This window comes from Kaistia granuli DSM 23481 (assembly GCF_000380505.1).
Classification (GTDB): domain Bacteria; phylum Pseudomonadota; class Alphaproteobacteria; order Rhizobiales; family Kaistiaceae; genus Kaistia; species Kaistia granuli.
In genome coordinates this window covers 272,292-288,995 of the sequence record NZ_AQYH01000004.1, presented here as the reverse complement: position 1 = coordinate 288,995, position 16,704 = coordinate 272,292, and the positions used below count along the sequence as shown (strand labels likewise).

Genomic DNA, 16,704 nt, shown 5'->3' with positions numbered 1-16,704 from the left:
CGGCATTCTCCCGGATGGCGGGAACTCCGGACCCTGACCGGTCGTTCCTTGCCCGGGAGGAAGAGCCATGCCCTCTATCTGGACCCGGCCCCTTGTGCTTTGCCTACTGTCCGGCGGCCTTGGCTGCGCAGTAGCGCATGCCGACGAACAGGACTTTCTGAACCGATTCGACGGCAATTGGTCGGGCGGCGGTCAGGTGCGCCGCAATGCGCAATCGCCCATCTTCAACGTCACCTGCACGGTGGCCGGCGATCGCGCCGCCATCCGCATGGCGATCGACGGCAATTGCCGGGGCGCCATCGTGGTGACGCGCGAGATCGGCGCCAAGGTGCGCTACGATGCGGCGACGAGCACCTATAGCGGCACCTATGTCGGCGCGCGGGTCGGCCCGGCGGCGATTTTCGGCCGCCGCAACGGCGACCGGGTGAACTTCACCATCAACTGGCCGAAGCCCGTCAATGGCAGCACCAAGGCCCAGATGACCATCATCAATGACGGCAATGGCACGCTGCGCATCCAGGTGATCAGCCGCCCGAGCCCGGACGGGCCGGCCACCACCCTGTCCAATCTCGTCTTCAACAAGAGCTGACGGCGAATACCCCGCGAGAGTTGCAGAGGCAGGGCTTGCAACGACACCGCTTCGGTGGATTGATGGCCGGGTCTTTCAGGGAACCCGCCATGACTTTCGAACACTGGCTCGCCTTCGCCGCCGCCTCCGCCGTGATGCTCGCCATTCCCGGCCCGACCGTGATCCTCGTGATCTCCTATGCGCTCGGCCATGGCCGCAAATCGGCCGGCGCCACCGTCGCCGGCGTAGCCCTCGGCGATTTCACCGCCATGACCGCCTCGATGCTCGGCCTCGGCGCCCTGCTCGCCACCTCGGCGGCCCTGTTCACCGTGCTGAAATGGGTCGGCGGCGCCTATCTAATCTATCTCGGCATCAAGCTCTGGCGCGCCCCGGTCAGCGAGCCGGGCGCGGTCGACACGCGCGAGGCGCGGCCGCTGCGCATCTTCCTGCACGCCTATGCGGTGACGGCGCTGAACCCGAAGAGCATCGTCTTCTTCGTCGCCTTCCTGCCGCAGTTCCTCGTCGCCGGCCAGCCGCTGCTGCCGCAGATGATCCTGTTCGAGGTGACCTTCCTGGTGCTGGCGACGATCAATGCCGCGAGCTATGCGCTGATCGCGGCGGGGGCCCGCAAGACCATCCGCAAGCCGAGCGTGCAGCGCATCGTCAACCGGACCGGCGGCGGGCTGCTGGTGGGCGCCGGCCTGCTGGCCGCCGGCTGGCGGAAAGCCGCCGCCTAGTTCTGCAGGCAATCGGCCGGCGGATCGCCAGCCTGCCAGATGCCGCGGCGGGCGCAACGGGCCTCCGTCTCGGCCGCCGCATAGGCGTCCGGCGCATTGGCCGCCGCCTCGGCCCAGCCCTGTTCGACCAGCCAGAGCGCCAGATCCGTCTTGCCGATCCGGCAGGGCGCGACGATCGGATCGCCCGGGTCCCTGGCCGCGACCCGGCACTCAACGCCGAAGGCGCGGATGCGGCTGCGCAGCGCCACCATGGCGAGCCGCGCGCAGGGTATGTCGACCTTCGGATCGCCGGTTGAACCGGGATGGCAGAGCCGGTCCGGATCCGGCGGGACGATGCCGGCGAGCCGCACCTTGCGCCGTCCGAGGTCGAGCAGCCCGGCCTCGCGCACCATGACAGGCGAAAAGATCTTCCAGGTCGGCGGCGCCGGCGGATGCTTTGACACCGGCTCGCGTTCGAGAGGCCCGTCGCCGGTCGGCGCCGGCGTCATGCCCGGGGCGGTGACGTTGCGCGGCGCCGGTGCGTCCGGCTCGGCCGGCTCGGCCTCCGGATGCTCCGAGGTGACGGGCGGCATCGTCGCGGCCGGCGCCTCGCCCGCCATGCGGATGGGGCGTTCGGGTTGATCCGACAGAGGCGGCAGGATGACCTGTTCGGGCGCCGGTTCCCCCATCAGCCCGGCGAGTTCGCGCCGGTCGAGGCCGCCGAATTGCGAGACGAGGATGATGGCGAGCGCCATCCCGCCCAGGAGACAAAGCGCCGAGAGCGCCGTCCTCACTGGCTCGCCCAGATGATCCGCGCCATCCAGTCGATCTCGCGGGCGGCGATCTGGCGGTTCGGATGCTCGGGATTGAGAGAGAGGAGTTCGACGGTGCGCGCGGTCTTGCGTTCCAGCACCTTGGCCATCACCTCGCCTTCCTGCGTGCGGACGACGACCCGGTCGCCGCGCCGCAAGGGGGCGGTCGGCGAGACGATGATGATGTCACCGTCGCGATAGAGCGGCATCATCGACTCGCCCGTGACCTGCAGCGCGTAGACGCCTTCGGTCGGCGCCGTCTGCGGAATGGCGACCTCGTCCCAGCCCTGCCCGACCGGGAAGCCGCCATCATCGAAGAACCCGCCGGCGCCCGCCTGGGCGAAGCCGAGCAGCGGCACATGGCGGAACGGGGCGGCCTGTTCCGGCGGCGTGATCCGCACGGCCATCAGCCCCATGAAGCTGTCGAGCTGCTCGCCCGTCGCCTCGAGGATCTTGGAAATGCTTTCGGTCGAGGGCCAGCGCGGCCTGCCGTCGCCGGCGACCCGCTTCGACCGGTTGAACGTCGTCGGGTCGAGCCCAGCCTTGCGCGCCAGGCCCGAGGCCGTCAGCTCGTTGCGGGCGGCCAGGCGATCGATCGCCGCCCAGATCCGCTCGTGCGACAACATGGCGGAACCTCCGCAGATGCGGGCGCCCGCCCGCGCGGCTCCTGCTCGGGAGCCGGATGCAAAGGAATAAATCCCTCTCCATCAGCTTTATCCCCGCCTCCGGACCATGTCCAGCGGCTTCGCCGGCATTTTGACGCTTGCGGCAAGCCGGCCCTTGTTCGGCGGCCTCGCCGTGACTAGGTTCCGCCCAACCGCTAGGGATCCTCATGACCATCATTTTCAAGATCGCCCCGGACACGCTGTGGAGCGAGGCCAAGGACGCGGGTGTGTTCACCGGCGCGCCGATCGACGTCGCCGACGGCTACATCCATTTCTCGACCGCCGAGCAGACGCGCGAGACGGCCGACAAATACTTCAGCGGCCAGACCAACCTCCTGCTGGTCGCCGTCGACGGCGACAAGCTGGGCGAGAAGCTGAAATGGGAAGTCTCGCGCGGCGGCGCGCTGTTCCCCCATCTCTACGGCCCGCTCGACTTCTCGGCCGTGATCTGGACCAAGGCGCTGCCGGTCGGCCATGACGGCCACCACATCTTCCCGGAACTCGCCGCATGAGCGCCTTCGGCAACTTCGTCCGACCCATCCTGTTCCGGATCGACCCGGAAGTTGCCCATGGCCTCTCGATCAAGGTGCTGTCGTCGGGGCTGACGCCCGCGGCGAGGCCCGATCGCGATCCGCGCCTGTCGCGAAAGCTGTTCGGGCTCGATTTCGCCAATCCGCTCGGCATCGCCGCCGGCCTCGACAAGAATGCCGAAGTGCCCGACGCACTGCTGCGCCTCGGCTTCGGCTTCGTCGAGATCGGCACGATCACGCCGCGCCCGCAGCCCGGCAATCCGAAGCCGCGCATGTTCCGTCTGGTCGAAGACCATGGCGTGATCAACCGCCTTGGCTTCAACAATGAGGGTCACGCTGCGGCCAGGCGCCGTCTCGACGCGCGCGCCGGCAGGGCGGGTCTTGTCGGGGTCAATATCGGCGCCAACAAGGATGCGACCGACCGCGTCGCCGACTATGTCGTGGGGATCGAGACCTTCTCCGACCTTGCCTCCTATTTCACCGTCAACGTCTCCTCGCCCAACACGCCGGGCCTGCGCGACCTGCAGGCGAAGGGCGCGCTCGACGAGCTGCTCACCCGCGTGCTCGAGGCGCGCGACAGGCAGGCCCGGCGCGTGCCGGTGCTCCTGAAGATCGCGCCCGACATGGACGAGGCAGGCCTCGCCGACGTCGCCGAGGTGGCGCTCGCCCGCAAGATCGACGGCGTCATCGTCTCGAACACCACGATCAGCCGGCCGAAGCTGATCGACGCGGCGACGGCGAAGGAAACCGGGGGCCTGTCGGGTCGGCCGCTGTTCCGTCTCTCGACCATCCAGCTCGCCCGCTTCCGCAAGCTGGTCGGGCCGGACCTGCCGCTGATCGGCGTCGGCGGCATCGAATCCGCCGAGACCGCCTTCGCCAAGATCGCCGCCGGCGCGGATCTGGTGCAGATCTATTCGGGCTTCGTGTATGGCGGCCCGGGCCTGCCGGCCGAGATCCTGGCCGGCCTGTCGCGCATCCTCGACCGCCGCGGCCTCCCGTCGATCGCCGACGCCGTCGGCATCGAGACGGAGAAATGGGCGAGCGAGACGCCCTAGGCACCCGCCCTCCCGGTCCGGATCAGGCGAAGGCCGCCCGCGTGCGGGCGCGGCAGCGCCAGGCGAGCGTGAAGCCGCGCGCCGACAGGAACACCAGCATGGCCAGCCAAAGACCATGCGCGCCCCAGAGCGGCTCGGCCACCGCCCAGACGGCGAGATAGAGCACCAGCGACAGCAGCATCATGTTGCGCATGTCCTCCGACCAGGTGGCGCCGATGAAGACGCCGTCCATCTCGAAGGCGAGCACGCCGGCGAGCGGCGTCAGCGCCGTCCAGGCGAGATAGTGCCGCGCCGTGTCGCGCACGGCCTGGTTCACCGTCATCCAGTCGATCAGATACGGGCCGCCGAACCAGAAGCAGCAGGCGGCGATCGCAGCCAGCACATAGCCCCAGCCGAGCGTCAGCTTCATCGAGCGGATGAAGGCCGGCTTGTAGCGCGCACCGATGGCGCGGCCGGCATATTGCTCCGCGGCCGCTGCGAAGCCGTCGAGGAAATAGCCCCCGACCAGGAAGAAGTTCATCAGGACGGCGTTCGCCGCCAGCACGACATCGCCCATCTTGGCGCCGCGCGAGGCGAAGAAGCCGAAGGCGAACAGCAGCGTGAACGAGCGGATCATGATGTCGCGATTGACGGCGATCATGCGGAAGACCTGCCTGCGGTCGAGGATCTGCGCCAGGGACGGGCGATGCGCGCGGTCGAGCCGGGAGACCACCAGGGTGAGGCCGAGGATCGCCGTCACCGCCTCGCCGATTGTCGTGCCCAGCGCCGAACCGGCGATGCCCCAGCCGAGGCCGAGCACGAAGACGAGGTTCAGGAGGATGTTGAGCCCGTTCAGGAAGGTCTGCAGGAACAGGCCGAGCGTCGAGCGGCCTAGGCCGATCAGCCAGCCCAGCATGACGTAGTTCGCCAGCGCGAACGGCGTCGAGAAGACCCGGACGGAATAGTATTCCGTCGTCGCCGCCTGCACGGCCGGGCTGCCGCCGAGCGCTGCCAGCGCCACGGTCAGGATCGGCTGCGACAGCAGCAGCACGCCGAGCCCGATGGCGAAGGCGACGATCAGCGCCCGGTAGAAGGTCGCCTGGATCTCGGTGCGGTCATCGGCGCCGAGCGCCTGGGCGACGAGGCCGGTGGTGCCGCTGCGGAGAAAATTGAACGTCGCGAAGACGAAATCGAAGATGACCGCGCCGAGCGCCACGGCGCCGAGCAGCGCCGCATCGCCGAGACGGCCGATCACCCCCATGCCGACCAGGCCGAGCAGCGGCGTCGTCAGATAGGCGAGCGTCATCGGCACGGCGATCGACAGGATGCCGCGATGGGTGACTTCGAACGGGCGGATGGCGACGGACGCTGGGGTGGGGACTGTCATGCGGTGCTCGTGGACTGGACGACACCGATAGCCGTTCGACGGCGCGCCGTCGATCACCAGCGCGCGCCCGCGCTCAGTTTCGGCGGAACCGTCCCACGTGGAAGTGCTGTGCCGCGCCCCACGGCGTCACATGATCGAACATCAGGCTCTCGATCAGCTTGAAATCCGGCCCGAGGAACGCCGCGAGCTCGCTTGCGCCATAGCGCCGGACGGGCAGTCCGCTGCATCGTTCCGGCCCGGTCGGCGCGAAGGTGGCGATGATCGCCTGGCCGCCCGGCGCCAGCGCCGCAAGCAGGGTCCGGCGATAGGCCTCGCGCGCCTCGTCGGTGATGAGGAAGTGCAACACCGCCCTGTCGTGCCAGAGCCGGTAGCGTCGGTCGGGCCGCCAGGTGGTGACGTCGGCGTCGATCCCCTGCAGCGGCGAGTCCGGCGTCTGCCGCGCCAGCAGCTGGCGGATGGCCTCTCCGGATATATCGAGCACGCTGACGTCGGAATATCCGGAAGCGAGAAGATGCTCGGCGAGGCGCGAGACGCCGCCGCCGACATCGATGACGGGCGCGGCCTTGTCGACGCCCGAGCGGGCGATCAGGGCGAGCGATCGCTCGGGTGAGGCTTCGAACCAGCTGAGTTCGTCTTCGGCCTTCACGCCGTAGACGGCATCCCAATGTTCCGTGTCGGACGAGGAAGACATGGCGCACCTCGCTACGGTGCCGGCACTCTACACCTTATGGAACTGCCGGGGCGATATCGGATAGGGTTCCGCCATGCCGCCGCCGATCGTCCATCATCCTGCCTACACCGCCGACATCCCCGCCGAGCATCGCTTCCCGATGCAGAAATACCGGCGGCTGGCCGAGATCCTCGTCGCCGACGGTCTGGCGCCGGCGGGTTTCGTCGTGCCGGAGCCGGCCAGCGCGGCCGAGCTGGCGCTGGCGCATGACCGCGACTATGTCGACGCCGTGCTGGCGCTCGCCGTGCCGCCGGCGATCGAGCGCGAGATCGGCCTGCCGATGAACGAGACCGTGGTCCGCCGCGCCCGCGCCGCCACCGGCGGCACGATCCTCGCCGCGCGGCTGGCGCTCTCCCACGGCCTCGCCACCAACACGGCCGGCGGCAGCCATCATGCGCGCAGCGACCAGGGCGCCGGCTTCTGCACCTTCAACGATGTCGCCGTGGCAATCCGGGTGCTGATGGCCGAGGGGCGGATCGGCACCGCGCTGGTGGTCGATTGCGACGTGCACCAGGGCGACGGCACCGCCGAGATCTTCCTGGGCGACGCCAATGTCACGACGCTGTCGCTGCATGCCGAGAAGAATTACCCCGTCCGCAAGCGGCAATCGACGATCGACATCGGACTTGCCGACCGCACCGAAGACCGCGCCTATCTGGCGGCCCTCGACGAGATCCTGGCGCCGCTGCTCGACCGCATGCATCCCGACATCGTCTTCTACAATGCCGGCGTCGATCCCCACGCGGACGACCGCCTTGGCCGGCTGTCGCTCTCCGATGCCGGGCTGGCGGAGCGGGATCGCGTGGTGATCGAGGCCGTACGGGGACGCAGCATTCCGCTCGCCGGCGTCATCGGCGGCGGCTATGGCGCCGACGTCGAGCCGATCGCCCGCCGCCACGCGCTGCTTCATCACGCGGCGGCGGCGTTCGCGGGCTAAGTTTTTCGGCACGAGGAGCGCGTGGGACGCGCCCGGACGTCAGAGCCGGCGCACCGGCCTCCACTGCCCTTCCTGGCTGTTGGCAGCCTGCAGGCATTCCGGCGCGATATAGGGCCAGGACTGGATCTCGCAGCCCTTGCGGCCGCCGACCGATGCCTTGTCGAACAGGGAGAGCGCGGTCGGGTCCTTGGCGCCGCTGGTACGGCTGACCGCCTGGCCGCTATAGGCGGTGACGGCGAAGGCGACCAACGCGGCGGATCCAATGACGCTGGTCATGGTGCGGATACTGAAGGCTGCCATTTTGATCTGCGCCGCGCCGCGGCGTCCCCTGTTCCCGACGATGCTCAACGTCGTCTGCCGTGGCGCTGTTCCACCATGACGTAGCGTCAGAGTCAGTGATGACCATCACAAGACTGTCGAAGGGCCGTGCCGGCGGAATCTCGCATCCCAGCCGGCCAGGGATTTCCTTTCCAACAAGTCGAGCCGCGACAACAAAGTGTTTCTTGATAGGAATGGTCGTCTTTCTATCCAATGGTGCCTCCCTGCCAGCGGACAGATCATCGTGCCCAGCCATCCAAGACCATCCCTTTCGAATTCGGATCCTGCGCGATCGACCGCCGCGAGGGCCGGGCGATCCACCTCGGGGGCCTTTATCGTCGGGATCTCCGGCAACATCTCCCGTCCATCGCGAACCCGGGCCCTGGTCGAGACGATCGTGACGCAGACGACCCGCCTGACCGACGGCCACAGCACCGTCTTCGACATTCTCGACCTGCAGCCGAGCCTCGGCTGGCGCCTATTCGAGCCGGGACCTGGCCGGTACGGCACGACAGGCCTTCGAGGCCATCCTCGACGCCGATGCGCTGGTCGTCGCCTCGCCCGTCTACAAGGGCTCCTATCTCGGCCTGTTCAAGCACCTGTTCGATCTGATCGACCCGAAGCAGCTCGCCGGCAAGCCGGTGATCCTCGGCGCGACCGGCGGCAGCGAACGGCATGCGCTGGTGATCGAGCACCAGCTGCGGCCGCTCTTCGGCTTCTTCAACACGCAGATCGTGCCGACCGGCCTCTATGCGACGGAAAAGGATTTCGACGATGGCGCCGTCGGCCCCGCCCTTTCGGAGCGGATCGGCGTCGCCGCCAGCCAGCTGGCCCGGCTGATCGAACCCGCTCCCGCCCTCCAGCCGGCCTGAGCTGAGAGCGCGGCCGGATGCGTTCCGAAAAGGTTGGCACCAGCCACCTGAACCCACCACGAGGCGATGCGATGACCCCACGCCCAGCGACCACGCCGCTCCACTTCTTCTGGTTCATCCCGACCTATGGCGATGGCACCTATCTCGGCTCCGAGACCCAGCAGCGACCGCCGGAATTCGCCTATTTCCGCGAGATCGCGCAGGCCGTCGACCGGCTCGGCTATGGCGGCGTGCTGCTGCCGACGGGGCAGGCCTGCGAGGAAAGCTGGGTCACGGCCGCCGGCCTGGCGACGGTGACGGAAAAGCTCAAATTTCTCGTCGCGCTGCGGCCCGGCGTCGTCCAGCCGGCCTATGCCGCGCGGCAGACGGCGGCGCTCGACCGGCTTTCGAACGGACGGCTGCTGCTCAATGTCGTGGTCGGCGGCAATCCGGTCGAACTCGCCGGCGACGGTGTCTTCCTGCCGCATGACCAGCGCTACGAGCAGGCCAACGAGTTCCTGACCATCTGGCAGGGCCTGGTCTCGGGTGAACGCGTCGACTTCGAGGGCAAGCACTACCGCATCGAGAAGGGCCGCCTCGACTTTCCGCCGGTGCAGACGCCGCCGCCGCTCTATTTCGGTGGTTCCTCGGAGGCCGGCATCGATCTCGCTGCCGAGAAGACGGAGCTCTATCTGACCTGGGGCGAGCCGGTGGAGGCCGTCGCCGCCAAGATCGCCACGGCGCGCGCCCGCGCCAGCGCGAAAGGCCGGCGGCTGCGCTTCGGCATCCGCCTGCACTTCATCGTCCGCGAAACCGAGGACGAGGCCTTGGCGGCGGCCGACAAGCTGATCAGCCGGATCACCGACGACCAGATCGCGATCGCCCAGGCGCGCTTCACCAAGGAGATGGATTCGGTCGGCCAGCGCCGCATGGCGGAACTGCATGGCGGCCGGCGCGACCGGCTTCTCGTCGGTCCCAATCTCTGGGCGGGCGTCGGACTGGTGCGCGGCGGCGCCGGCACGGCGCTGGTCGGCACGCCCGAACAGGTAGCGGAGCGGCTGCGCGAATATCAGGCGCTCGGCATCGATACGGTGATCGGCTCCGGCTATCCCCATCTCGAGGAAGCCTACCGCGTCGCCGAGCTGCTGTTCCCGGCGCTCGGCATCGACGTTGGCCGGCGCGCCGTCAGCCGCGCCATCCAGAACGAGTTCGGCGTCGACGAGGCGGCCCGCAAACTCACCTCGGCGTCCTAAGCCACCTGGCGAAGCGGGCTTCCGCCGAAGCTCGCGCCGAGTATCTCTACACGGACTACGGCACCAAGACCTACTCCTTCACGTCGCCGTTCCAGGAATCCTTCGACGTCGGCCTGAAGTCGCAGACCGCGACGGTCGGCGTGAACTACCGCTTCTGATCGGCGTTCAAACGCTTCGGAAAAAGGCCCTGCCGGGACGACTGGCGGGGCTTTTCTCGTTCTGGCCCCACGAACCCGCGCCCCGCGCGCCGCCGGCTTCTTCCGCCGTCCGATTTCGTGTTGGACAGACGCCACACCGCGCATTGACTCTCGCTCCAATGAGAACAAAATAGGAACAAGACCCATGGAGTAGCAGTGTGATGGCAGAGCCGGCCGTAGAGATCGACAGCGCCCAGAGCGCCCTGGACGAAAGCGTCCTGGACCAGCGTGTCGAGAGTTTGATCACGGCGCATCAGGGCGATGCCCGCGCCGTCATCGAGACGCTGCTGATGGCCATCGACGCCCGGACCGAGCGCATATCCTTCGGTTTCGTTCGCGGCCGGCTGCCGGCGATCGGCATGAGGACCTCCTAGACGAGCCTCAGGCGCCGAGAGAATTTCATAGAATTTCGGAACCATCCTCCAAGTCTGCCATTCATTAACTATTGGTTAGGCAGAAGCCTGATCGCGATATCCGGCAGGAACCATAATCAATTCCCCTGCCAGAATGATCATGACAGGAGGAAAGCAATGATCAGTCTCAAATATACGATTGCCATGGCCGCATTCTTGGCACTCTCTGCTTCGCCGGCGCTTGCGCAGACGAGCGACAACAATGGCACGGGCGGACCGGACGGCGCCACCAGCGGCATGGACCCGGTCAAGTCCCAGATCAAGGACGAGGATGTCTTCGGCTTCGACATCACGACCGGCGGCGCCGGCCTGACGGCCGAGCAGCTGACGGCCGCCAAGAACACCTGCAACCAGAAGGTCACGGCGGAGCCGCTGCGCTACTCCGCGGCGGTGAAGACCTTCTGCACCCAGATCCAGTAGTCGCGGACGCCGCAATGCGGCGTTCCCCGTACCGACGCCCTGCCCTCTCGGCGGGGCGTCGCTTTTGGGACGATCCGGGAACGAGGCCCGCGCGCCGGCGTTGGTAGCCCAGTCAGCCAGAAGAGGATCGCCGACATGGCCGCGACCACGAGACTGAAGGACAGCCTGCAGGAAATCTCCGCCCTGATGGGCCTGCTGCGATCCGATCTCCGGGAGTTGGCGGAGGCGCCGATCGGCGCAAGCCGCGGGCCGGTGCTTGATCATATCCGCTGGATCGCCGAGCGCTTCGACCAACTGGCGCCGGGCCTTTCGGCAGAAGAGCGAACCGCCAAATCCGCCTCCGAAGTTCCCGAGGCAACGCCAGAGCCGGCAGCAGAAGCCGTGGCCCTCGAAACCGCGGCGCTCACCGAGCCGCAGGCGACACCGCCGGCCCCGGCCGTTGAAACGACGCCGGAGGGTGAATCGAGCGCCACGGACGAGCCCAAGCACCGTGGTCGGCGCCACGATCATCCCGAGCCCTAGCCGCTCGATCCACCCTCACGGCGCGCCCCGCCTCACTCCCGGAAGGGGTTCGCCTTCACAAAGTAGCGGACGATCGCGTAGCGGTGCGCCGAAAGCAGGCGCCGCCAGATCGCCTTGGCCTCAAACACTTCCAGAGCCTCGCGCAGCGCCCGGCGCGCCCGTTTGAATTCCCCTTCCGAGATATGCTGCTCGGCAATGCGTCGCAGAGCCCGCACCTGCGCGTCGCTCGCTTCCGCCCGGGTCGGCGCTCTGCCGGTCAGCGGCTCCAGCCGCTCAAGCAGGGCGGCGCCCAGCTCACCTCGGTCGAACACGCCGAGTTCGTCGTTCCGGCCCAGAAAGCCGGCGACCCAGCCGGCGATCTCGGCTTGCTGAGCCTTCGTCAGCGGCGCGCCCAGCATCAGGGCATCGATCATCTGGTGATCCGTCTCGGACAAAGCCCCCAGGATGCGGCTGAAGCTCCAGTCGATGATTTCCTTCCGGAGCGCCTGCTGCCGCTCCTTGTGCAGCGTCGTGATCTGCCCGTCATGGCGGCGGTAGTAGACGACCGGCTCGTGCACCAGCCGCCCGGCGACCCCCTCGGCCGCGAGATTGTCCTTCACCCAGCGACAGTCGATGCCGCCCGACAGGGTCTCGTCGAAGGGCCGGGAAAACCGCACCTTTCGGAAGGCGAAACTCGGGAACGAGGCCGGCATGCCGAACAGCGCACGCACGTTCATGTCGCCAAGGAACGGCGAACGCGGCGACCCGATCCGCAACAAGTCGGTCTCGTTGAAAGCCAGGAAGGAGAGATAGTCGAGTTCCGGATGTTTCCGGAAGATCTCGGTGGTGCGGATGATCCGATCCGGCGTGCTGACATCGTCGACATCGGCGATCAGGCAAATATCGTGGCTGGCATGAGCAAGCGCCACGTTGAGCGCCGCGCCGCGACCGCCGCCGGCAGTCCGCACCAGCGTCAGCCGGTCGTCGCCCCGCCACAGCGCCTCGACGCGATCGGCGGTCCCATCGGTCGAGCCATCATCGACAAAGACCAGCTGGAAGTCCGCCTGCGTCTGCGCCTTCCACGACGCGGTGAAATCCGCCAGCCATTCGGCGCCGTTGCGCGCCGTCGTCAGGATCGACACCGGCGTCGCGACGGCGTCGGCCGGCACCGCATGATGGTGCGCCGCCAGATAGGCCGAACGTCCCTCGCGGCCGAGGGCGCCAATGCGGAAATGGATCTGCCACGCGTCAGGCGAACGGCTCTGGACGAAGGCGACATTGCGATCGTAACGCGCCTGCTTGGCAGCCTGGCCCTTCGCATCGTCGGCATAGTCATGCCGCAGCACAGCCGACGGTTCATAGAAGAACGCGAACGGCCCGTGGAAGCGAAACAGCCGGGCGCAGAGATCATGCCCCTCGTGACCGGCGAGCAGCGGATGAAAGCCCGCCGCGTTTCGAAAGGCGTCCCGCTGCCATAGCGAGGCACCCTCTGCGTTGATGAAGGCCGGCGCGCGCCTGTCGCCAAGATCATAGTGCTGCGCCATGGGGCTTCCCGCTGTCAGCGGCACCACGCGGCCGCGAACGGCAATCGCGCCGGTCTCGGCCGCCGCGCGCAGCAGGGCGGCGACGAAGCCCGGCTCGATCAGGCCGTCGTCATCGACGAAGATCAGATAGGGCGCGGTAGCGAAAGAGGCCCCGAGATCACGGCCGAGCGAACAGCCCGTCTGAAACGGCGACTTGACCATCCGCGCGCCATCCAGATACCGGCGGCCGATCGCCTCGAGATCCGGATTGCCATTGTCGACGAGGATGACTTCGCAATTCTCGTCGCGGGCTTGACCGGCGATCGCTGCGATGGCGGGCTCGACACCCGGCACGGTCTTGTAGCTGACGACGATGATCGAGGCGGCTGGACGCGCCGGGCTTTCGCCAAACCGCCAGCTTGACGCCGCGCTCGCCACCTTGTCAGCGAAGCCGGAAAGCAAGGCATCGGCCTCCCCATGGGCGCCGGCCTCCATCTGCCTCGTCGCGTAAAGAAAAGTCGCTTCCAGAGTCTCTCCGGTCGCCTGGGCTGCTCGGATTGCCTGATGCACCAGTTACCCTCGTGTGGCTGAGCCACCCGCCCCGATTCCCCATAGCAAGCCAAAGGTTGGCTAATCAACTGCCGATCGACGGACCAGACACCGGCAAATCACGACGGGCCCGCACGAGGCGACGCCATGCCCGGAGCGGCCGGACGACAGCGGGAGGCGCCAGCCCCGAGACGCTTTCCGTGCGCTGGACACGTCGACGGGGCGCTGTCATCCTGCGTCGAATGGAGCCGGGATAGCCCGATGGAGCTGGTTCGCACAATCAGGGAAATGCTCCGACCGAAGCCGCCGGCGGCGCGCAGCGCCCCGCAAGCCGTGATGCCGCGCCCTCCCCGGCCGGAGATTCCGGAGATCCAGCGGCTCAAGCAGGCGCACCCCTCCCTCGAGGTCGTCGAACAGCGGGATCGCGTCTCGGACCGGCTCGCCATCCTCGACCTCATTCCGCGCGGCGGCGTCGGCGCGGAGCTGGGGGTCTTCACCGGGGCCTTCTCCCAGGCTCTGTTCGAGAGAGCCCGACCGACGAAGCTCTACCTGGTCGATGTCTGGCACCTCGCCTTCGGCGATGACTACCCGGACTGGGGCGACTACACCGATCACGGCAGGCTCACCACCGCGGTCGCGCTTCTCGCCGTCCAGGCGCGCGCCGCCCGCATGGACGGCAAGGCCGCGATCGTCGTCTCGGCCTCGCTGGACTGGCTGTCCCAACTCCAGCCGGCGACCCTGGACTGGGTCTACATCGACACCACGCACAGCTATCAGGGCACGTTGGACGAATTGGACGCCGTCGCGCGCGTCCTGAAGCCCGGTGGCCTGATCCTCGGCGATGACTGCCAGATCGACCCGAACCATCGACACCACGGCGTCTTCCGAGCGGTGCGCGACTTCAGCCGGCGCGGGGCCTTTGAAATCATCCGGATGGACGCCGCCCGCCAATGGGCCATGCGGTTATCGCCCGAAGATCCCGCTCTCCCGAGCCCGGCCTGATATCCTCGCCCACAGCGTCCGTAGCGCCGCCCCCCGGCCCTTGCGACGGGCAGCCTTGTGGATCTGCCGGCCATCGAAGAAATCCGCGTCATACTTCCGCAGGCCGAGCCGCTGAAGGCTTCGGGTGACGTCCTCCTGCGGCGTCGACGCCATTCTTCGGAGGTTCTCCCGCGTCCGTGGATGATACGCGGCCGGGGCGGCCGCGGCGGTGGCCATATCCAGGCGAGTCGCCGGCTGGAACAGCTTCGAGAGCTTGTAGTGACGGATCGGCAGCAGGAAGTCGCCGCCCCAAACCGCGCTGGGGAGGGTCTTCTGATCGGCATAGGCCACGTCATGGAACCCCTGGTTAATCCGAATCCCCTCCTCGTACCGAATCAGCGGAACCTTTCGCAGAACGTCGACGGTTCCGAACAGCCGATAGCGCACATCCACGCAAAAGCTGGTCAACCAGTGACGACCGAACGCCCATCGGATTGCGTCGCTGTCGACATAGCCCCTCCGGTCCCCCCCGGCGTCGAAGAGGTGATGATCAAAGACCTCGACGACGGAGCTGCCCTGCGCCAGCGCCGCCTCGGCATCCAGGGATGGCCCCGGAAGCAAGTCCACCAGCATGCCCGGAACGAAGCGATGACCGGCGGCCGTCGCCCTGTCGACGACCTCGCCGATCGTTCCACAGTCGCCGAGGACGTCGACCAGTTCGTCGGAATCCACGGTGACGGCCCAGCGCCCCTCGCCGAGGAAGGCCTTCATCGCCGCCTTGATCCAGACGCTCTTGCAGGATCGGTAGCACCCCGCCGCCGGTGTGAGGACATGGACGTCGTCATGGGGCAGCAGTTCCCGGATCGGCGGGGACGAACCGTTGTCCACGATGAAGAACGGGCCGCAGCCGAGCTTCTTGTAGTGCCGGTACCAGTCGTCGAGAAACTGACCGTCATCGCGGATGCAGGAGATGACGGGCACCGGGCCGTCGCGAAATGCCGGGAACTCGGCCATCCCGAAGAAGCTCCGGAGGACATCGGTCCTGTCGAGCCCATCGACCAGTCGATCGGCCGCGGCCCTGACGGCGGCGAGAAATTTTTCCGCCGCCTCCGCCGTCTGCGCGCATTTGGCAAGGCACCGCGCGCGATTGAACAGCGTCATCTGCTCGAGGACCGGATCGACAGGGACGTAGTCTTGGCCCTTGGGATTGAGGGGCAGCCTGCGACGCAGATCGGGCTTCACGACACTCCGCAGGACCATGCCGATTTCATCGAGACAGAGCTGCGCCGAGGGCGACTGGCCGAAAATGCCGCCCTCGGAATAGGCCAGCAACGGCAGGTTTCTGTCATGTCGCAGCGAGGAGACGATGAAATCGACCTCGTCGAACTGACGCGGCATGAAACTTTCGTCATAGCCGACGGCCCGATATGTCTCGGACCCAAGGGTGACGCGGCCGCAGGTTCCATCGCCCCATCGGCCGGAAAAGTGATGGAAGATGAAGTCGGCACCATATTCCGAATAGGCGTCGAGGATCTGGCCCGTTTCCTCGGCCGATACGAAATTGTCGGCGTCCAGGCTGGAAAACAGCGCTCCGATAGGCAGCGACCTGAACCGGTTCTTGGCACGGCCGAAATGCCAGACATCCAGGCCGCCGAGATGGAATACCTTCAGATAGCCGGAACGAATGTCTTCGGCGTGCTCCGCCTCCAGTCGGCCGACAAGTGCCGTGTCGCCGTCGAAAACCCCCACCACGAAGTCGATGACCTCGGAAAACCGACTGTTCTCTTCGAGATTGAACGAAAGGGTCTGGAGCAGCTCATCCGGACGGTTCTTCACCGCGATGCAGTAGGACAAGATTCGATCCACTAAATCACACTCCCCGCAGGACTCGCGAATGGACGGCAGATCGTTCGCCGTCGGGGTTGGACATCATGGCAATGTGAATTTAGCACCGCATGTTGGCGCGGCCTAACGTCAAGCGCCCTCGAAGGTATCCCTCCCGGCCACCTGCGGCATCGCGAGGCAGCCGCCTCGCCGCGAAGACGGTTCGAAAGCAGCGAACCGGTGCGGCGATGCCCTTGATCAAGTCAGGGCAATGCAGGTACAAACGATCCCATGCTTTTCCCTGAACCGGCGCCTGGCCGGAGCTCCGGGAAAAGCGAAGCAAAAGTTGCGATGCGGGTGTAGTTCAGAGGTAGAACGTCAGCTTCCCAAGCTGAATGTCGTGGGTTCAATTCCCATCGCCCGCTCCAATAATTACCAATAAGATCAATACTTTACCGACTTCAGCATTCACTGCACACCACAACAAGATGGGCC

At 67.1% G+C, this 16,704-nt stretch carries 18 protein-coding genes and 1 tRNA gene; 12 read left to right on the top strand and 7 right to left on the bottom strand.

Going from position 1 to position 16,704, the window contains the following annotated elements; translation table 11 throughout:
• Nucleotides 1-67: 67 nt before the first annotated feature.
• Both G342_RS23320 and G342_RS0105255 read left to right on the top strand, forming a co-directional pair.
• A complete protein-coding gene (locus G342_RS23320) occupies nucleotides 68-589 on the top strand; it encodes a hypothetical protein (RefSeq protein ID WP_156830812.1) in 522 nt (173 codons plus the stop codon).
• A gap of 89 nt (nucleotides 590-678) precedes the next feature.
• Complete coding sequence (locus tag G342_RS0105255) at nucleotides 679-1,305, top strand: LysE family translocator (protein WP_018182060.1); 627 nt, start codon at nucleotides 679-681, stop codon at nucleotides 1,303-1,305.
• On the opposite strand, the gene G342_RS25160 is transcribed toward G342_RS0105255, so the two are convergent.
• Together G342_RS25160 and G342_RS0105245 are read right to left on the bottom strand one after the other, a co-directional pair.
• Nucleotides 1,302-2,039, bottom strand: coding sequence for a thermonuclease family protein (locus tag G342_RS25160; RefSeq protein WP_018182059.1), 738 nt, complete (start codon nucleotides 2,037-2,039; stop codon nucleotides 1,302-1,304). The genes G342_RS0105255 and G342_RS25160 overlap by 4 nt on opposite strands.
• Before the next feature lie 35 nt (nucleotides 2,040-2,074).
• The gene (locus G342_RS0105245) at nucleotides 2,075-2,722 is read right to left on the bottom strand and encodes a S24 family peptidase (protein WP_018182058.1); all 648 of its coding nucleotides are present in this window, start codon (nucleotides 2,720-2,722) and stop codon (nucleotides 2,075-2,077) included.
• A gap of 206 nt (nucleotides 2,723-2,928) precedes the next feature.
• Between G342_RS0105245 and G342_RS0105240 the strand changes: the two genes are divergently transcribed.
• On the top strand, nucleotides 2,929-3,273 hold the full coding sequence (locus G342_RS0105240) for a DUF952 domain-containing protein (RefSeq protein WP_018182057.1): 345 nt from the start codon (nucleotides 2,929-2,931) through the stop codon (nucleotides 3,271-3,273).
• The gene (locus G342_RS0105235; protein WP_018182056.1) at nucleotides 3,270-4,346 is read left to right on the top strand and encodes a quinone-dependent dihydroorotate dehydrogenase; all 1,077 of its coding nucleotides are present in this window, start codon (nucleotides 3,270-3,272) and stop codon (nucleotides 4,344-4,346) included. Before G342_RS0105240 ends, G342_RS0105235 begins: the two co-directional genes overlap by 4 nt.
• Before the next feature lie 22 nt (nucleotides 4,347-4,368).
• On the opposite strand, the gene G342_RS0105230 is transcribed toward G342_RS0105235, so the two are convergent.
• Nucleotides 4,369-5,712: an MATE family efflux transporter gene (locus tag G342_RS0105230; protein WP_018182055.1), complete on the bottom strand. Its 1,344-nt coding sequence runs from the start codon at nucleotides 5,710-5,712 to the stop codon at nucleotides 4,369-4,371.
• Nucleotides 5,713-5,785: 73 nt separating this feature from the next.
• Nucleotides 5,786-6,403, bottom strand: coding sequence for a class I SAM-dependent methyltransferase (locus G342_RS0105225; protein WP_018182054.1), 618 nt, complete (start codon nucleotides 6,401-6,403; stop codon nucleotides 5,786-5,788).
• A gap of 73 nt (nucleotides 6,404-6,476) precedes the next feature.
• Between G342_RS0105225 and G342_RS0105220 the strand changes: the two genes are divergently transcribed.
• Nucleotides 6,477-7,379 carry a histone deacetylase family protein gene (locus G342_RS0105220; protein WP_018182053.1) on the top strand — a complete coding sequence of 301 codons (903 nt, stop codon included), beginning with the start codon at nucleotides 6,477-6,479 and terminating at the stop codon, nucleotides 7,377-7,379.
• Nucleotides 7,380-7,418: 39 nt separating this feature from the next.
• Here G342_RS0105220 and G342_RS0105215 read toward each other — a convergent pair whose 3' ends face one another.
• Nucleotides 7,419-7,679 carry a hypothetical protein gene (locus G342_RS0105215; protein ID WP_156830811.1) on the bottom strand — a complete coding sequence of 87 codons (261 nt, stop codon included), beginning with the start codon at nucleotides 7,677-7,679 and terminating at the stop codon, nucleotides 7,419-7,421.
• A gap of 512 nt (nucleotides 7,680-8,191) precedes the next feature.
• On the opposite strand from G342_RS0105215, the gene G342_RS26405 reads away from it, so the two are divergent.
• The 5 genes from G342_RS26405 (at nucleotide 8,192) to G342_RS0105190 (ending at nucleotide 11,353) form a co-directional block, all read left to right on the top strand.
• Nucleotides 8,192-8,569 (top strand): NAD(P)H-dependent oxidoreductase, encoded by a 378-nt coding sequence (locus G342_RS26405; RefSeq protein ID WP_342665157.1) that lies wholly within the window; start codon nucleotides 8,192-8,194, stop codon nucleotides 8,567-8,569.
• Between the two features lie 71 nt (nucleotides 8,570-8,640).
• Complete coding sequence (gene ssuD, locus G342_RS0105205; RefSeq protein WP_018182050.1) at nucleotides 8,641-9,801, top strand: FMNH2-dependent alkanesulfonate monooxygenase; 1,161 nt, start codon at nucleotides 8,641-8,643, stop codon at nucleotides 9,799-9,801.
• Nucleotides 9,802-10,159: 358 nt separating this feature from the next.
• The gene (locus G342_RS0105200; RefSeq protein ID WP_018182049.1) at nucleotides 10,160-10,372 is read left to right on the top strand and encodes a hypothetical protein; all 213 of its coding nucleotides are present in this window, start codon (nucleotides 10,160-10,162) and stop codon (nucleotides 10,370-10,372) included.
• 156 nt (nucleotides 10,373-10,528) lie between these two features.
• Complete coding sequence (locus G342_RS0105195) at nucleotides 10,529-10,831, top strand: hypothetical protein (protein ID WP_018182048.1); 303 nt, start codon at nucleotides 10,529-10,531, stop codon at nucleotides 10,829-10,831.
• 135 nt (nucleotides 10,832-10,966) lie between these two features.
• Nucleotides 10,967-11,353, top strand: coding sequence for a hypothetical protein (locus G342_RS0105190; RefSeq protein WP_018182047.1), 387 nt, complete (start codon nucleotides 10,967-10,969; stop codon nucleotides 11,351-11,353).
• A 32-nt stretch (nucleotides 11,354-11,385) separates the two neighbouring features.
• On the opposite strand, the gene G342_RS25155 is transcribed toward G342_RS0105190, so the two are convergent.
• Entirely contained in the window at nucleotides 11,386-13,425 is a 2,040-nt protein-coding gene (locus G342_RS25155; RefSeq protein WP_156830810.1) for a glycosyltransferase, read from the bottom strand.
• 240 nt (nucleotides 13,426-13,665) lie between these two features.
• On the opposite strand from G342_RS25155, the gene G342_RS25150 reads away from it, so the two are divergent.
• On the top strand, nucleotides 13,666-14,406 hold the full coding sequence (locus G342_RS25150) for a class I SAM-dependent methyltransferase (protein WP_018182045.1): 741 nt from the start codon (nucleotides 13,666-13,668) through the stop codon (nucleotides 14,404-14,406).
• On the opposite strand, the gene G342_RS0105175 is transcribed toward G342_RS25150, so the two are convergent.
• Nucleotides 14,368-16,239, bottom strand: a complete 1,872-nt coding sequence (locus G342_RS0105175) for a glycosyltransferase family 2 protein (RefSeq protein WP_018182044.1) — start codon at nucleotides 16,237-16,239, stop codon at nucleotides 14,368-14,370. The genes G342_RS25150 and G342_RS0105175 overlap by 39 nt on opposite strands.
• Before the next feature lie 323 nt (nucleotides 16,240-16,562).
• Here G342_RS0105175 and G342_RS0105170 point away from each other — a divergent pair.
• Nucleotides 16,563-16,637 (top strand) — tRNA-Gly (locus tag G342_RS0105170).
• Nucleotides 16,638-16,704: the final 67 nt, after the last annotated feature.

Coding starts and splice junctions, on each gene's coding strand:
- G342_RS23320 (WP_156830812.1), top strand. CDS start 68: ATGCCCTCTATCTGGACCCGGCCCCTTGTGCTTTGCCTACTGTCCGGC.
- G342_RS25150 (WP_018182045.1), top strand. CDS start 13,666: ATGGAGCTGGTTCGCACAATCAGGGAAATGCTCCGACCGAAGCCGCCG.
- G342_RS0105230 (WP_018182055.1), bottom strand. CDS start 5,712: ATGACAGTCCCCACCCCAGCGTCCGTCGCCATCCGCCCGTTCGAAGTC.
- G342_RS0105195 (WP_018182048.1), top strand. CDS start 10,529: ATGATCAGTCTCAAATATACGATTGCCATGGCCGCATTCTTGGCACTC.
- G342_RS0105240 (WP_018182057.1), top strand. CDS start 2,929: ATGACCATCATTTTCAAGATCGCCCCGGACACGCTGTGGAGCGAGGCC.
- G342_RS0105255 (WP_018182060.1), top strand. CDS start 679: ATGACTTTCGAACACTGGCTCGCCTTCGCCGCCGCCTCCGCCGTGATG.
- G342_RS0105245 (WP_018182058.1), bottom strand. CDS start 2,722: ATGTTGTCGCACGAGCGGATCTGGGCGGCGATCGATCGCCTGGCCGCC.
- ssuD (WP_018182050.1), top strand. CDS start 8,641: ATGACCCCACGCCCAGCGACCACGCCGCTCCACTTCTTCTGGTTCATC.
- G342_RS0105220 (WP_018182053.1), top strand. CDS start 6,477: ATGCCGCCGCCGATCGTCCATCATCCTGCCTACACCGCCGACATCCCC.
- G342_RS0105225 (WP_018182054.1), bottom strand. CDS start 6,403: ATGTCTTCCTCGTCCGACACGGAACATTGGGATGCCGTCTACGGCGTG.
- G342_RS0105235 (WP_018182056.1), top strand. CDS start 3,270: ATGAGCGCCTTCGGCAACTTCGTCCGACCCATCCTGTTCCGGATCGAC.
- G342_RS0105200 (WP_018182049.1), top strand. CDS start 10,160: ATGGCAGAGCCGGCCGTAGAGATCGACAGCGCCCAGAGCGCCCTGGAC.
- G342_RS0105215 (WP_156830811.1), bottom strand. CDS start 7,679: ATGGCAGCCTTCAGTATCCGCACCATGACCAGCGTCATTGGATCCGCC.
- G342_RS0105190 (WP_018182047.1), top strand. CDS start 10,967: ATGGCCGCGACCACGAGACTGAAGGACAGCCTGCAGGAAATCTCCGCC.
- G342_RS25160 (WP_018182059.1), bottom strand. CDS start 2,039: ATGGCGCTCGCCATCATCCTCGTCTCGCAATTCGGCGGCCTCGACCGG.